The 14,804-nt window shown below is 59.4% G+C and carries 12 protein-coding genes and 3 pseudogenes; 6 read left to right on the top strand and 9 right to left on the bottom strand.

Features of this window, described 5'->3' with window-relative positions; all coding sequences use genetic code 11:
* Positions 1-2: 2 nt before the first annotated feature.
* The 3 genes from ICA15_RS18715 to ICA15_RS18705 are packed head-to-tail and all read right to left on the bottom strand — an operon-like array spanning position 3 to position 1,754.
* Positions 3-263, bottom strand: coding sequence for a phosphopantetheine-binding protein (locus ICA15_RS18715; protein ID WP_047299425.1), 261 nt, complete (start codon positions 261-263; stop codon positions 3-5).
* Positions 244-1,053 (bottom strand): lysophospholipid acyltransferase family protein, encoded by an 810-nt coding sequence (locus ICA15_RS18710; RefSeq protein WP_150617513.1) that lies wholly within the window; start codon positions 1,051-1,053, stop codon positions 244-246. Before ICA15_RS18710 ends, ICA15_RS18715 begins: the two co-directional genes overlap by 20 nt.
* The gene (locus ICA15_RS18705; protein ID WP_210554300.1) at positions 1,029-1,754 is read right to left on the bottom strand and encodes a beta-ketoacyl synthase chain length factor; all 726 of its coding nucleotides are present in this window, start codon (positions 1,752-1,754) and stop codon (positions 1,029-1,031) included. The genes ICA15_RS18710 and ICA15_RS18705 overlap by 25 nt, the downstream gene beginning before the upstream one ends.
* 356 nt (positions 1,755-2,110) lie before the next feature.
* Here ICA15_RS18705 and ICA15_RS18700 point away from each other — a divergent pair, with 356 nt between their 5' ends.
* Complete coding sequence (locus tag ICA15_RS18700; RefSeq protein ID WP_150604870.1) at positions 2,111-2,881, top strand: ParA family protein; 771 nt, start codon at positions 2,111-2,113, stop codon at positions 2,879-2,881.
* 128 nt (positions 2,882-3,009) lie between these two features.
* Here ICA15_RS18700 and trxC read toward each other — a convergent pair whose 3' ends face one another.
* Complete coding sequence (gene trxC / locus ICA15_RS18695; protein ID WP_210554299.1) at positions 3,010-3,444, bottom strand: thioredoxin TrxC; 435 nt, start codon at positions 3,442-3,444, stop codon at positions 3,010-3,012.
* 235 nt (positions 3,445-3,679) lie between these two features.
* Between trxC and ICA15_RS18690 the strand changes: the two genes are divergently transcribed.
* Together ICA15_RS18690 and ICA15_RS18685 are read left to right on the top strand one after the other, a co-directional pair.
* Positions 3,680-3,949 (top strand): AbrB/MazE/SpoVT family DNA-binding domain-containing protein, encoded by a 270-nt coding sequence (locus ICA15_RS18690; RefSeq protein WP_150617515.1) that lies wholly within the window; start codon positions 3,680-3,682, stop codon positions 3,947-3,949.
* Positions 3,949-4,311, top strand: coding sequence for a type II toxin-antitoxin system PemK/MazF family toxin (locus tag ICA15_RS18685; protein WP_150617516.1), 363 nt, complete (start codon positions 3,949-3,951; stop codon positions 4,309-4,311). The genes ICA15_RS18690 and ICA15_RS18685 overlap by 1 nt, the downstream gene beginning before the upstream one ends.
* Positions 4,312-4,317: 6 nt before the next feature.
* Here ICA15_RS18685 and selO read toward each other — a convergent pair whose 3' ends face one another.
* The 5 genes and pseudogenes from selO to ICA15_RS28680 all read right to left on the bottom strand — a co-directional run.
* Entirely contained in the window at positions 4,318-5,781 is a 1,464-nt protein-coding gene (selO, locus tag ICA15_RS18680) for a protein adenylyltransferase SelO (protein WP_210554298.1), read from the bottom strand.
* 48 nt (positions 5,782-5,829) lie between these two features.
* Entirely contained in the window at positions 5,830-9,207 is a 3,378-nt protein-coding gene (gene mscK, locus ICA15_RS18675) for a mechanosensitive channel MscK (protein WP_150617518.1), read from the bottom strand.
* 34 nt (positions 9,208-9,241) lie between these two features.
* Positions 9,242-10,984 carry a potassium/proton antiporter gene (locus ICA15_RS18670; RefSeq protein ID WP_150604876.1) on the bottom strand — a complete coding sequence of 581 codons (1,743 nt, stop codon included), beginning with the start codon at positions 10,982-10,984 and terminating at the stop codon, positions 9,242-9,244.
* Positions 10,985-11,182: 198 nt separating this feature from the next.
* A pseudogene (locus ICA15_RS28685) lies at positions 11,183-11,782 on the bottom strand (methyl-accepting chemotaxis protein); the annotation flags it as partial.
* A gap of 303 nt (positions 11,783-12,085) precedes the next feature.
* A pseudogene (locus ICA15_RS28680) lies at positions 12,086-12,742 on the bottom strand (MCP four helix bundle domain-containing protein); the annotation flags it as partial.
* A 342-nt stretch (positions 12,743-13,084) separates the two neighbouring features.
* Between ICA15_RS28680 and ICA15_RS18660 the strand changes: the two are divergent.
* The 3 genes and pseudogenes from ICA15_RS18660 to ICA15_RS28675 form a co-directional block, all read left to right on the top strand.
* The gene (locus ICA15_RS18660) at positions 13,085-13,315 is read left to right on the top strand and encodes a hypothetical protein (RefSeq protein WP_042557307.1); all 231 of its coding nucleotides are present in this window, start codon (positions 13,085-13,087) and stop codon (positions 13,313-13,315) included.
* A complete protein-coding gene (locus tag ICA15_RS18655; RefSeq protein ID WP_150604878.1) occupies positions 13,312-13,614 on the top strand; it encodes a cell division protein ZapA in 303 nt (100 codons plus the stop codon). The genes ICA15_RS18660 and ICA15_RS18655 overlap by 4 nt, the downstream gene beginning before the upstream one ends.
* A gap of 99 nt (positions 13,615-13,713) precedes the next feature.
* Positions 13,714-14,787, top strand: a pseudogene (locus tag ICA15_RS28675) (cache domain-containing protein); the annotation flags it as partial.
* Positions 14,788-14,804 lie beyond the last annotated feature (17 nt).

Here is a 14,804-nt window from a genome sequence, read left to right as displayed (position 1 = left end):
TCTCAAGCTGCCTGTTTTGCCATGACGAAGGCCGCAAGGCTCGCCACGTTGGAGAAATGGTTACGGGTGTCTTTGGCGTCGGCGTCGATCTTGATGCCGTACTTTTTCTGGATCGCCAGACCCAGTTCCAGCGCGTCGACAGAATCCAGGCCCAGGCCTTCGCCGAACAGTGTTTGATCGTCGCCGATGTCGTCGACGCTGATGTCTTCGAGGCCGAGGGCGTCGATGATCAGCAATTTAATCTCACGGTGTAGATCGCTCATCTTCGGCGAGCTCCTTGATGAAGTATGAATGCAAATAGTCGTTGAGCTTGCGCGAGGCCTGCGGTGCCGGGCCTTGTGCGGCGAATGTCTGTGGATCTATATCGGCCCCGATGCGAAAACTGAAGTGCACGCGGCGGCTGGGTATCCGATACCAGGGCTCGGCTTTGGTCAAAGTGGTCGGGTTGACCTTGATGACCACCGGCGTAAGGATTTTCGCACCCCGCAGGGCAATCGCTGCGGCCCCCCGATGAAAGGCCGGTGCCTGGCCCGGTTGAGTACGCGTGCCTTCAGGAAAAATGATCAGGGTCTGGCCGTTTTGCAGGGACTCGGCGGCGGCATCAAGCATGTCCATGCTGCCGTCGTTACTGATGTATTCAGTGCTGCGCAGCGGGCCACGGGTGAAGGGGTTTTCCCACAGGCTTTTCTTCACCACGCAGTTGGCCTGGCGTACCAGACCGATCAGGAACACCACATCGATCAGCGAGGGATGATTGGCGATGATCATCTGTCCGGGACGACCGAGGCGTTCAGCGCCCTGAATGTCGTAGGTCAATACGCCGGTGCGAGCCATGAATCGGACAAAAAACCAGAACAACCGACTGACGGTCTGCCGTGCACGCTGACGGTGCTTCAGCGCATCACCGGGCAGACAGCCGAGCACCGGGAAAACCAGCACACGCAGGCACAGCCCGCCCAGCCCGAACAGCGCGAAACTTGCCGCGGTGGCCAGCAGGCGCCAGTAGTAGGCGTCGCGGTTCTTCTCGGTCACGGGTTGCGTTGCCAGGTCCATACACGATTTTTCCAGGCATGTTGGCAAAAGGTCTGCTGGCCGAGCAGGGTGCGCAGCAAATTGAGCGCGTGGGGCCAGTGCGCTTTGGACAGTGCTTCTGTGGTGCTGTTCAGGGTCAGCCGCCAGTCGGTACCGGGAGTGAGCAACAGACCCAGCGCGTAAGGAAACGGCACATCGTCGATCCACGCCGAATAGGCTGCGGGCGGCTGTTCTTCGGTAATCACCAGCAGCACTGCCGGAGCGCCCTCATTGAGCAGGGAGGCTGCTTCGAGCATGCCGTGTTCGAGACCGTCGCCAGCGGCGGCGAGGGCGGTCATTTCGCTGGTTTCGCCGCGCATGATCGACCACAGGCCGATGATTGCGTTGTGTACCGACAGGCTGAATTGCGTCGGCGACAGCGGTTCGTCTTTGGCAAGGTCACTGAGGATCTCGTAAGTGCGCGGGGTCTCGCCGTGTCGCGAGACGAACACCAGAGGCAGGTTCTCCCGTCCGTCGGCCAGTGGCCAGCCAACACTGAAAGCCATTCTGGCCAGTCGGCTGAGCCGGCGGCGTTGCATGGCCGGCAAGAACGACACATCGGGCGCGGCGTCACTGCTCTGAAGCACGACCGGTTGTCGGCTCCAGGCTTGCCATGCGTCCACGCTATCGAGCCCCGGGGCCCACGCGCGCCATTGGGCGATGTTGAAGTTGATCACGGGCATTCATCCCGCCCCTGCGGGCTTTTTGTTGAGGCGTGAGTCGCCAAAGCCGCAGCAGGCTTGACGTGGCGCTTGGCGCCGGGTGGCGCGCATTATCCCGGTGACACGGGTGTGTAGCAAATGCTGGTTACATTTTGTGCAGTGAAATGTACCGAATGGTTCGCGATAAAACTGTCACTTGGCCATTATCCAGATTGTCAGAGGCTTGTCTGTCGGCTATCTCGGCGATTGATGAGGGTTTTTACTCGTCCTGCACGCTGAAATTTGCACCTGACCTTGTAGTCCATGTCCGTGAAGGTAGCGAAGCGAGGCGGCGCGCATCTACACTCGGTCATTCTTTGATACACGGAGGTTTTGTCATGCGGCGCGTGGTGTTCAATCAGAAAGGTGGCGTAGGCAAATCCAGCATTGCCTGCAATCTGGCAGCGGTCAGTGCCAGTGAGGGTTATCGCACACTGTTGGTCGATCTCGATGCTCAGGCCAACTCCACTCAATATCTGACGGGGCTCACCGGCAACGACATCCCGATGGGCATTGCCGATTTCTTCAAGCAAACGCTGTCTTCAGGGCCGTTTTCGAAAAAGAATCAGGCGGATATCTACGAAACCCCGTTCGACAACCTGCACATCATTACCGCTACCGCCGAGCTGGCAGATCTTCAGCCGAAGCTTGAGGCGAAGCACAAGATCAACAAGCTGCGTAAATTGCTCGATGAGTTGTCCGAAGATTACGACCGGATTTATCTCGATACACCGCCGGCGCTGAATTTTTATGCGGTATCAGCGCTGATTGCGGCTGATCGCGTGCTGATTCCCTTCGATTGCGACAGCTTCTCGCGTCAGGCCTTGTACGGGTTGATGGCGGAAATCGCAGAATTGAAGGAAGACCACAACGAAGGCCTGGAAGTCGAAGGCATCGTGGTCAACCAGTTCCAGGCGCGCGCCAGCCTGCCGCAGCAGATTCTCGATGAACTGATTGCCGAAGGTTTGCCGGTATTGCCGGTGTATCTGACCAGTTCAGTGCGCATGCGCGAGTCGCATCAGGCGAGCATCCCGCTGATCCACCTCGATCCGCGGCACAAGCTGACCCAGCAGTTTGTCGAGTTGCACAACCTGCTCGAAGACGCGTGATCTCTCGAAGCTCCCACAAAACCTGTGGGAGCGGGCTTGCCCGCGATGAGGCCGGCACATTCAGCATCTGAAGTGCCTGATCCAGTGTCATCGCTGGCAAGCCAGCTCCCACAGGGTCTCTAGGTGTATCAGATACCCTGACTACGCAGCCACGCCATCAACTGTGGCAACGGAAACGCCCCACTCTGCCGTGCCACTTCCCGGCCGTTCTTGAACAGAATCAGGCTCGGAATCGAGCGAATCCCCAACTGCGCCGACAGCTGCTGATTCGCCTCGCTATCAAGCTTGGCCAACCGGCACTTGCCGACCAACTGCGCAGCCGCCTGCTCGAACACCGGTGCAAACGACTTGCACGGCCCGCACCAGTCCGCCCATACGTCCACCAACAACGGCAGATCACCCTTGATCTGGCTGGCGTAATCGCCTTGCTTGAGTTCGAAGGGTTTGTCCAGCAGCACCGTAGATTTGCAGCGACCGCACTTCGGCTGGTCAGCGAGGCGCTCGGCAGAAATGCGGTTGAGGCCGTTGCAGGCGGGGCAGGGGATGAGCAGTGGGTCGGTCATGATGGTCTCTTGATTAGACAGTCTGTGAGACTTATGGAGGCGGTACGCCAGTTTATCAATGTCTCACCTGCTCACATTTTTTCGAGCCCCAACTTCTCATCACTGGCTAGCCTGAAGGCCAATTCAGCTTTTTAACGCTTGTCGTGAGGAGATCGCTTTGTCTGTATTTGCGTGCTACTTTTGTTGCACTTATCTCGAGGTCGATGACCTGCATGTATCGAATCGGAGCGACATAATGTCCGTAACATCCAAAATTCGCCGTCAGGGTGGCGCTGCCGTCATCACGATTCCGCCGACGCTGCTGAAGCTTTTGCATCTGGAAGTAGGGGCGCAACTCGAACTGAATGTGGTCGACGGTGAGTTGATCGCTCGCCCAGCGGTACCTCCTGCGCGTAGGCGATATAGCTTGTCCGAGCTACTTGAAGGTGCCGAGGAGCTAAAGAAACTGAACGTCCAGACTGCTGAGGCTCGCGAAGGTGATCCCGTTGGCAGGGAGTTGGGCTGATGGTGCGTCGGCAACCCCCACAGCGGGGAGACGTTTACTGGATTGATCCGAATCCCGTAGCTGGGCGAGAAATGATGAACCGGCACCGTTTTGTAGTGATTACGCCTCGGGAGATCAATGCATTGGGCGTCAGCATGACCGTACCCGTCACCAGCGGCGGCAATTTCAGCAGAAATTCAGGATTGGCCGTGAACATCACGGGCCACGAAACCAATGGTGTAGCGGTGTGTAATCAGGTTCGTAGCTTTGATATTGAACAGCGCGTAAGAGAGGGGACAGCCAGATTTATCGAACGATTGGATGACGTGACAATGGCGGATATTGTCGCTCGAGTTGTCAGCGCTATCGATCCTCTGGCTTGAGACGCCTTACGACGAACAACTGATCTCCAAATGCTTGCCCCACTCGGGCGGGCGCTCGGCATAGCTGTCCATCCCCGGTTGTTCCTCGAACGGCTTGCTCAACACCGCGTACAACCGGCGAACCTCTGAGTAGTCCCCTTGTTCAGCCGCATCAATCGCTTTTTGCGCCAGATAATTACGCAGGATGTACAGCGGATTGACCGCGTGCATGCGCGTGCGGCGTTGCTCTTGATCGAGCGCGCCATCACGGGCAACCCGCGCCACATAGCGTTCGCCCCAGGCGTCGAAGCCTTTGATGTCGACGAAGTCGTCACGCAACTGAGCAACGGCCAGGTCTGCGGACTGCTCACCCAAGCGGCGGAAGAATAGCGTGTAGTCGACGCCGCTGTTCTGCATCAGTTGCAGCAGGTTTTCCAGCAGCAATTGATCGTCGTCTTCAGCCGTGGTGAAACCGAAACGACGGCGCATCAGATCGAGGTAGTGCGCCTGGAACAATGGCAAATACAAGCCGAGCGTTTCGCGCAGGGCTTCAACGCTGATGAACGGCGTCAACGCCTGAGCCAGAGCGCTGAGGTTCCACTGGCCGATGGGCACTTGATTGCTGAAGGAGTAGCGGCCCTGATCGTCCGAGTGGTTGCAGATGAAGTTGGCGTCGAAGTCATCAAGAAAGGCGAACGGGCCGAAGTCGAAGGTGATGCCCAGGATCGACATGTTGTCGGTGTTCATCACGCCGTGGCAGAACCCGTAGGCCTGCCATTTGGCGATCAGCTCGGCGTTGCGCTCGACGATCTCGCGGAACATCGCCAGATACGGTTCGGGTTGCTCCAGGCATTGCGGAAAATGCATCGCCAGCACATGCTCGCCGAGCAACTTCTGCTGCTCGGGACGCTTGGTGTAGTAGAAATATTCGAAGTGGCCAAAGCGGATATGGCTCGGCGCCAGACGCAGCACCATCGCGGCGCGTTCCTGCTTTTCGCGCCAGACCGGGGTGTCGGAGCCGATCACGCAGGCGGCGCGCGAGGAAGGAATGTTCAGCGCGTGCAGCGCTTCGGAAGCGAGGAATTCACGGATCGACGAACGCAGCACGGCGCGACCATCGCCCATGCGCGAAAACGGCGTCTGCCCGGCGCCCTTGAGGTGCAAGTCCCAGTGCTCGCCGGCCGCGTTGTAGACCTCGCCGAGCAATAAGCCGCGACCATCACCCAGTTGCGGTGTGTAGCCACCGAACTGATGCCCGGAGTAAACCATCGCTCGCGGCTCGGCATCGGCCCACAGTTTGTGGCCGCCGAACAGTTCGGCAAACTCTTGGGTTTCGGCGGTGGCCGGCTCCAGATCCAGCAGGGCGAGCGCTGCGGGACTTGCGACGACCAGACGCGGGTTGTCGATCGGCTCGGGCAGCACATGGGCTGAGAACGCATCGCCGAGGCGGGCGAAACGATTGTCGAAGGTCAGTTCGTCGAGGGCTTTCAAGGGCCGGCTCCAGCAGAATGTCCGAGCATTCTGCTGGGATTAACCGGGTTAGTCGAGTTTGGTCGGTGGCGGCTCTTGCAATGGCTCTTGTGGCGAATCTTGCAGCGGTTTTTGCTCGGCGCCAACCGGCACGATGGTTTTGGTTTCCGCTTCGATGGGCACCAACTTGTATTCCTGGCCATGCAGGTTCTTCAGGTAAACCTCCATCTGGCGGAACGAGATGTTGATGTGCTGCTTCTTGAACTCGCGGTTGATGAAGCGGTTGACCTCATCAAGCACCGGGTTGCGGTCACCCAGATCGCGTACGTGCATGCGCAGTTCGTGGTCGAGGGTGCTTTCGCCGAAGTTGAGGAAGTACACAAGCGGCTCCGGTTCCTTGAGCACGCGCGGGTTTTCCCGGGCGGCCTTGAGCAGCAGCTCCTTGACCAGATCCAGATCGGAACCGTAATCGACGCCCAGTTTGAGCGTGACTCGGGTGACGGTGTCGGTCAGCGACCAGTTGATCAGTTGCCCGGTGATGAACGTCTTGTTCGGGACAATGATGTCTTTGCGGTCGAAGTCGGTAATGGTCGTGGCGCGGATGCGGATCTTGCTCACCGTGCCCGACAGGTTGCCGATGGTGATGGTGTCACCGATCCGCACCGGGCGTTCGAACAGGATCATGATGCCGGAGATGAAGTTGGCGAAGATCTCCTGCATACCGAAACCGAGGCCGACCGACAGCGCCGCCACCAGCCATTGCAACTTGTCCCAACTCACGCCGAGGGTCGACAGGGTCGTGACGAAGCCGATGCCGGCGATCACGTAGGACAGCAGCGTCGTGGTCGCGTAAGCGCTGCCCTGCGCCAGATTGAGTTTCGACAGCACGAACACTTCGAGCAGGCCGGGCAAGTTGCGCGCCAGGGCAAAGGTGATGCCGATGATGATCAGCGCACCCAGCATGTCGCCGATGCTGATCGGCACCATGCTCATGTTGGCGCCGGTGCCGCTGGTGTATTCGTAAAGGGTGATGTTGTCGAGGTACGAGAACACCGAGATCAGGTCCGACCAGACCCAGTACAGCGCCGCGATGAAACCCCCGAGCAAGGCCAGACGAATCAGGCGCAGGGACTGTTCGTTGACCTTTTCGATGTCCAGCGTCGGCTCTTCAATGACCGCTTCGCCGTCGCCGGCCTCCTTCGCTGCCTGGCGTTTGGCCAAGGCGCGCTGGTAGGCCAGACGCCGCGCGGCAACGCTGAGGCCGCGAACGAAGGTGGCTTCGATCACCAGCCAGAACATCAGCAGATAGAGCGTGTTGATCAAGCGATCGCTGAGTTTCAGCGCGGTGTAGTAGTAACCAAAGCAAACGGCTACGAACAACGCGATTGGCAGCAGAGTAAACATCACGCCCAGCGCCTTGCGGAACAGCGAGGCGTTTTGGTGGGTAGGGCTGCTGATCAGCAGGCGGCTGAGCAGCCATGCCATCAACGCGTAGCAGGTCAGCACTACCGGCATGCCGAGAACGTCGTCGGCCAGCGCCGCCGGCTGCAATTCGGCGACCGCGACCACAGCCACCAGTGCCATGACCACCAGGCCGAGTCGACGCACCCAGCCTTGCAGGAATTCGACCTGGGGTTTTTCCCAGCGGAAGTGCAATTCGGCCACGCCGCCCGGCGCCAGAATCCGGTAGGCGGTGTAGAACACCAGCCATGCCTGACCCATTTGCAGCAGCGCCGCGCCCATGTTGGCGTTCTGCCCGCGGGCGTCGATCTGCAAGGCCAGACCGCACAGGCCCAGCCCCAGCGCCACCGGCATCGCCAGCAGAATATTGATCAGGATCGCCTGCGGCGTGTGCCACTGGCTGTCGCGTTTGAAGTGGCCGATGTCCTGGTGAACCTTGTTCAGGCGCCCATACAGACTCTTGCGCCGCCACAGCAACGCGCCGATCAGCAGCGCCAGCGGCAGGAACAGCAACGGGCGCTGGATCAGACCATCGGTCAACTCGCTCAGGCTGGAAGCCCACGGCAACGTATCGACCTGACGCTTGAGGCGATCCGGCACGCCGCGCATCCACTCCAGGTCCAGCGGCTTGTTGCTGGGAATCCAGAACATCTGCTCGTCGAGGGTCGCGCGCAGGCTTTGCGCTGTACTCAACAGTTGCTTCTGGTTGAGTTGCAGGGTGATCGATTCGTTGAGCATCGCGCTCAATTCGCGGTTCAGCCGCTCCAGCAGGTCGGCGCGCGTGTTGGCCAGCTCCAGCAGGCTTTTGCGCAGCTGCGGCGTGATCTGTTCCGGCGGCTGGGTCGTCAGCAGGTTCTCGACATAGGCCGCCGGATTGCTCAGCAGCTCACGCTGCTGGCTGACATCAAACTGATACAGGCGGATGTCGGCGATCTGATCCGCCAGATCACGGTCGACCTTCAGGCGTGGCAGAGCCTGTTTCTGTTTGTAGAGAATCTTCGACAGCAACAGGCTGCCCTTGAGCACTGCGATCTGCTCGTCGAGGGCGGAGTCGCTCTGGGTCAGGGTGTCGAGTTGCTGTTTGGTTTGCAGGTTCTGCTGAGTGACCTCGTTGAGACGGTCGGTACTCTTGAGCAGGTAGTCCGAGAGTTTGAGGTTGGCGGCGCTTTCAGTGGCGAGCAGGCTGCTGCTGCCGGCCTTCTGAGCCTCGATAGATTGCTGAGTGACGGTTTCCTGAGACTGCGCCAGACGTTTCTGGTTGATCAGGGTCTGCAGCTCCTGGATCTCGCGGTCGAGGCGGTCGGTTTTTTCCGAAAGCAGGTCATGTTGAGCGTTGCCCAGATCCTGCAACTGGTTATTGCCGGCCAGTTCCTGACGGCGCAACGGAATCAGCGCGTTCAGCGCCGCCAGCTCGGCATTCAACTGGTCGCGCTGCTCGGCGCTGACGGTCTTGCCCGCGTCCTTGCCGGACTTGAGGATGTTGTTGATCTGCTGAATGCGCGTCTGGCTGGCGGAGATTTCTGCCTGAGCCCGCTCGGGGCGAGTCTGCGCGGTGATGATCAGGCTGTTGGCCTCGGCCAGCGCTTTTTGCAGATCACTTTGCTGGGTCGAGCGATCCGTCAGGATTTGCTCCAGCTGCTGGATCGACTCCTTGGGGAAACGCTGCGTCACCGGCACCACCGCAGTGGCCTTGAGACGCGTCAGTTCGCGTGTGCTCTCGATGGTCTGCCGGGGCGCGGAGGCCAGTTGCTGCTTGAGGTCGATCAGCTTCTGTTCGTAATCACGCTGATTGTTCAGATGATTGAGCGTGCTCTGCAGGACAGTTTGCAGGGTCTTTTTATCGGCATCCGGCAGTTTACTGTCGGCGAGCTTGTCGAGGCTGGCCTGCACGGATTGGCTCGACGGTGGTTCGGCGGCGTACAGCGGGCCGACAGTAAGACTCAGGCCCAGAAGGGCCGCAACGAAAAAGGAGCGCAGGGTAGGCATAGAGACCGGTCAAGCAAGTGATAGTGGACGCAGTTTAGAGGAAGAGCCCGGGGCCCGGGCGACTTCCTTCGGGGAATCTGACGCCCACTTTGGCAATCTTGTTCCCGTCCATGACCGCCACCGTCCAATGGGTGTTGTTCCACTCCACCTGATCACCCACGATCGGCGCCCCCCCGACCTTGTGGGCAATGAAGGTGCCCAGGGTCATGTCCGGATCGATGCCTTCGGCCGGCAAGCCATAAAGCGCTGCAACCGCTTTAAGCTGGGCGTCTCCTTCGAGTACAAAGTCGCCGAAGAAACGCAGGTCGAGGCCACGTTGCGGTGCCTGGCTGAACAGTTTTCCGAGCGCTGGCAAGTTGTGTTCATGGCCGATAACACACAGCAAATCATCGACTTCCAGCACCGTACTACCCGACGGATGGAGCAGTTGCTGGCCACGAAACAGCGCGGCGATGCGCGTGCCTTCGGGCATTTTCAGCTCGCGCAGGGGCGAACCGATGCACCATTTCTCCGCGCCGAGCTTATAAACGAACAGCTCCCACTCGCTGGTGATGTGCACTTCCAGTGCGGATCGGGAAATCGGTGCCGGCTCCGGCGGTACGGTGACCTTCAGCAGTTTGGCTACCCACGGCAGGCTCGTGCCCTGCACCAACAGCGACACCAATACGATGAAGAAGGCGAGGTTGAAGTACAGCTGCGCATTCGGCAGCCCGGCCATCAGCGGGAACACCGCAAGAATGATTGGTACCGCGCCGCGTAGGCCAACCCAGGAAATAAAGACTTTCTCGCGGCCATGGAACGCCTTGAACGGCAGCAGGCCGACCATCACCGACAACGGCCGCGCAAACAGAATCATCCACAGCGCCAGGCCGAGGGCGGGCAGGGCGATGGGCAGCAAATCATGCGGTGTGACCAGCAGCCCCAGCACCAGGAACATGCCGATCTGCGCCAGCCACGCCATGCCATCAAGCATGTGCAGGATGCCGTGACGGCTGCGCACCGGGCGGTTGCCGATCACCAGTCCACACAGGTACACCGCGAGAAAGCCGCTGCCGTGCAGGGCGTTGGTCAGCGCGAACACCACCAGACCACCAGCGATCACCAGAATCGGATACAGGCCGGCGGCGAGGTTGATGCGGTTGACCATTTGCAACATCAACCAGCCGCCGCCCAGCCCGACCACGCCACCGATGCCGAACTCGCGGATCAGGTGGGTCAGCAGGCTCCAGTGCAAACCGGTCTGGCCGCTGGCGAGCATGTCGATCAGGGTCACGGTGAGGAACACCGCCATCGGGTCGTTGCTGCCGGATTCGATTTCCAGGCTGGCGCTCACCCGTTCGTTCAGGCCCTTGCCGCCGAGGAGCGAGAACACCGCCGCGGCGTCGGTGGAGCCGACAATCGCGCCGATCAGCAGGCCCTGGATCAGGTTCAGGTCGAACAGCCACGCCGCTGCCATGCCGGTCAGCCCGGTGGTGATCAACACGCCGACCGTCGCCAGCGACAGCGCCGGCCACAACGCCACGCGGAAACTTGATACCCGCGTACGCAAACCGCCGTCGAGCAGGATCACTGCCAGCGCGAGGTTGCCGACCAGATAGGCCGTGGGGTAATTGTCGAAAATGATCCCGCCGCCATCGACCCCGGCGGCCATGCCGACCGCGAGAATAATGACCAGAATGGGAATGCCGAGCCGGGAGGACAGTGAGCTGACAAGAATGCTTGCGCCTACCAGCAACGCGCCGATCAAGAACAGGCTGTTGATGGTCGTCGCATTCAAAGGCAGTACTCCAGAAGCGTAAAGACGGGCACAAACTGACCATGCAGTCTGCGTGCCAGCGATTCTAACCTGTTGAAATGTGGTGATGTCAAAAAGGTTTTTGGTAGATCAAAAGATCGCAGCCTGCGGCAGCTCCTACAGGGTGTACATCAATCCCATGTAGGAGCTGCCGCAGGCTGCGATCTTTGCTCTTGGCGATTAAAGGCTGAACCGCCCAACCATATTGTTCAGATCCAGCGCCAGTCGCGACAGCTCGTTACTCGCCGCGCTGGTCTGATTCGCCCCGGTCGCCGATTGCACCGACAGATCGCGGATGTTCACCAGATTGCGATCCACTTCCCGCGCCACCTGCGCCTGCTCTTCAGCAGCGCTGGCGATCACCAGATTGCGCTCGTTGATCTCGACGATGGCGGTGTTGATGGTGTCCAGCGACATCCCGGCACCACGGGCGATGTTCAGCGTCGATTCAGCACGCTCAGTGCTGTTGCGCATCGAATCCACCGCGTGTTCGGTGCCGCTCTGAATGCTGCCGATCATGCGCTCGATTTCGCTGGTCGACTGCTGCGTGCGATGGGCCAAGGCACGCACTTCGTCCGCCACCACCGCAAAACCACGACCGGCCTCACCGGCACGCGCGGCTTCAATTGCGGCGTTCAGCGCCAGCAGGTTGGTCTGATCAGCCAGACCACGAATCACGTCCAGCACCTTGCCGATGTCACGGGATTCATTGGCCAGATCGCCGATCAGGCTCGCCGTGCTCTGCACGTCGGCGCTCATGCGTTCGATGGCGCTGACCGTTTCCTGCACCAGATCACGACCGTCACCGGCAGATGTGGTGGCGTTCTTCGAGGCTTCCGAGGTGCTTACCGCGTTACGTGCGACTTCTTCCACCGCGCTGGTCATTTCGTTGACCGCCGTAGCCGCTTGTTCGATTTCGTTGTTCTGCTGCGTCAGGCCGCGGGCGCTTTCGTCGGTGACGCTGTTCAGTTCTTCAGCGGCCGAGGCCAGCTGCGTGGCCGAGCCGGAAATCCGCTGCAAGGTGTCGCGCAGTTTCGATTGCATCTTGGCCATTGCCGCCAGCAGGCGTCCGGCTTCGTCTTCACCGTCAACGTGGATCGGCTGAGTCAGGTTGCCTTCAGCGATGGTCTCTGCCGCTTCCAGTGCTTTGGAGATTGGCTTGGTGATGCTGTTGGTCAGCAACCAGGCGAACAGCAAAGTCAGGCCGCTGGCAATGATCAGCAGAGTGACCACCAGGTTGAATGACAGGGAGTACTGGTCAGACGCACCTTTATCCGTTTCGGCGATTTGCTGGGTGTTGATTTCCAGCAAGCGCGCCAACGCCGTATTAACGGCTTCCGAATTGCTCAGCAAATCGCTGTTGAGCATCTGCCGCAGTTCATCGACCTGATTGTTGCGCGACAGGGTTTTCATCCGGTCTTCCAACTGGCGGTACTGCGCGAGCAATTGCACGTACTGGTCGTACGCCGCACGTTCCTGCGGGCCATCGATCAGTGGTTCGTAAGCGCGCTGGGCGTCAGCGATCTGCTTGTTGCGCAGTTCGAACAGTTCAACGGTTTTTTGTTGAACGTCCGGCTCACGGTTGATCAGCAAGCGATACGACAGCACGCGCAGACGCAGGGTCAGTTGAGTGAATTCGTCGAGGGCCTTGATCGATGGCACGCTCGCGGTGGCGATGTCTTCGCCTGCCGCGCGGATTTTGCTCATCTGGTTCAGGGCGAACACGCCGAGAATCAGCATCAGGCCGCCGATCAGGGCAAAACCGGTGAACGCCCGGGGGGCGATATTCATATTGCGGAGGGACATGGGCGGGTACCGAGAAGGGCCGCATCCATGCGGGCTGAGACTGCTATTGCATGACTTATCGGTCAGGCAAATGAACTCTTTAGTTCGTGTGCGTATTTGTCGCACCCCGCTTTGAGCGACGAAGTGCAGGAACCAGATCGGCAGATCACAGTCTTTTAAACTCGCGAGAACGGTCGGCCGTCAGGAAAATCAAGGCTTTGCGCCGGTTTAAACCTAGCGTCCACGACGACTTTTCTTTATCGTACGCGCCCTTTGAAAAACGCTTGGAAGATCAAAATGTTGGAAGCATCCCTCAGCCAGTTGGAACAGCTCGTCAGCGACCTGGTGCAACAGAACCAGACCCTTTCGCAAACCAACCAGACCCTGTCCACGGAACTGGCCCAGGCCAAGGATGAAAACGAAAGCCTGCAACTGAACCTGATGGAACAGGAAGAAAAACACGGCGCCACCGCCGCACGCATTCAGGCTCTGGTTGATCGCGTCAACGCAGGTCCTGTCAGCGCATGAACCACAACTCAGCAGGGGTAAAAGTCGTCTCCATTATGGGGGAGGACTATTCGATCAAGGCACCGGCCGGGGAAGAACAGACCCTGCTGGACGCGGCGCTCATGCTCAAGGCCGCGCTGGACGACACCAAAAGGAAATACCCGACGTTGATCGGCGATCGCTTGCTGGTACTGGCGGCGATGAATCTGTGCTCGCAGCAGATCGAAATGAAGAAGCAGCACCAGCAAGAACTCGACCGTTACCAAGAGCAAGTCAGCGCCACGGTCGACACCATCGCCAAGACCATCAATCAGGGTTGATGGGGTTGCGCACAACCAAAGAATAGATTGTCGATTGAGTTGTATACAATCGGCACGGCTGTTGCATTGTTTCGGCCACTTATTCTTTGGGGGTGCTCCATGCATTTGTGGCGACGCAGTATTCAATGGCAGCTGATTCTCAGCATGGGCACCGCCCTGCTGGTCAGCATCCTGATCGTGGTTGGCATTTATACCCTGGTGGTCAACCGCCTCGCCCAGAGCTATCTGGTCGAACAAGCGCTGCCGTCGAGCATTGAAGCGACGCGCAACGATATCGAACGCATCCTCATTCAGCCGCTGACCGCCGCGAAAGACATCGCCAGCAATTCGATGGTGCGCGACTGGTTGGCCGCCGGTGAAGACAGCAGCAAAACGGCAGGCTTCGCGCAGTATCTGGAAGGCATCCGCGCCGAACACAAAGCATTTACTGCTTTGATCATCGGCACTGAATCCAATCACTACATCAGCGAAAAAGGCCTGGATCGCACCCTCAGCCGTGCCAAACCGGCCGACGCCTGGTTCTATTCCTTCCTCGACAGCGATCAGCCGCGCACCCTCAATATCGACAACGACGTGGCGACGGGAGAGCTGGCGCTGTTCATCGATTTGAAGGTCGAACAGGCCGGCAAAGTCGTTGGTGTGGCGGGCCTTGGGTTGAGCATGAAAGAACTGTCGGAGCTGATCCACAATTTCAGCTTTGGTGAGCGCGGCAAGGTCTATCTCGTGCGTTCCGACGGTTTGATCCAGGTCCATCCTGAAGCGCAGTTCAGCGGTAAACGCACCTTGAGCGAGCAAATCGGCGCCGAAGCGGCGCAAGCGGTCATGGGCCAGAAAGTTGCGACCAACCGCTCATTTCAGCGCGACGGCGAGGATTTCCTCGCTTTCAGCCTGCCGTTACGCGATCTCGGCTGGACCTTGGTGGCCGAAGTGCCGCAATCGCAGATCTACGCCGAAGCCCGCAAGGCGATGTGGATGAGCGGCGCAATCGGTCTGGCAGTGGCGCTGGTATGCCTGCTGCTGGTGGTGTGGCTGGCGCAAGGGCTGGTGCGGCCGATCCGTCAGGTAACAGCCGCGTTGGTGGCAATCGGTAGCGGTGGGGGAGATTTGACCCATCGGTTAGATTCTAGCCGTGCCGACGAGTTGGGTGACCTGGCGCGCGGCTTCAATCGCTTCCTCGACAGTCAGCGAGA

It is taken from the genome of Pseudomonas sp. P116, assembly GCF_020149425.1.
GTDB classification, from domain to species: Bacteria; Pseudomonadota; Gammaproteobacteria; order Pseudomonadales; family Pseudomonadaceae; genus Aquipseudomonas; species Aquipseudomonas anatoliensis.
The sequence above is the reverse complement of the archived record's forward strand: the minus strand, read 5'-3'. Positions and strand labels throughout refer to the sequence as shown.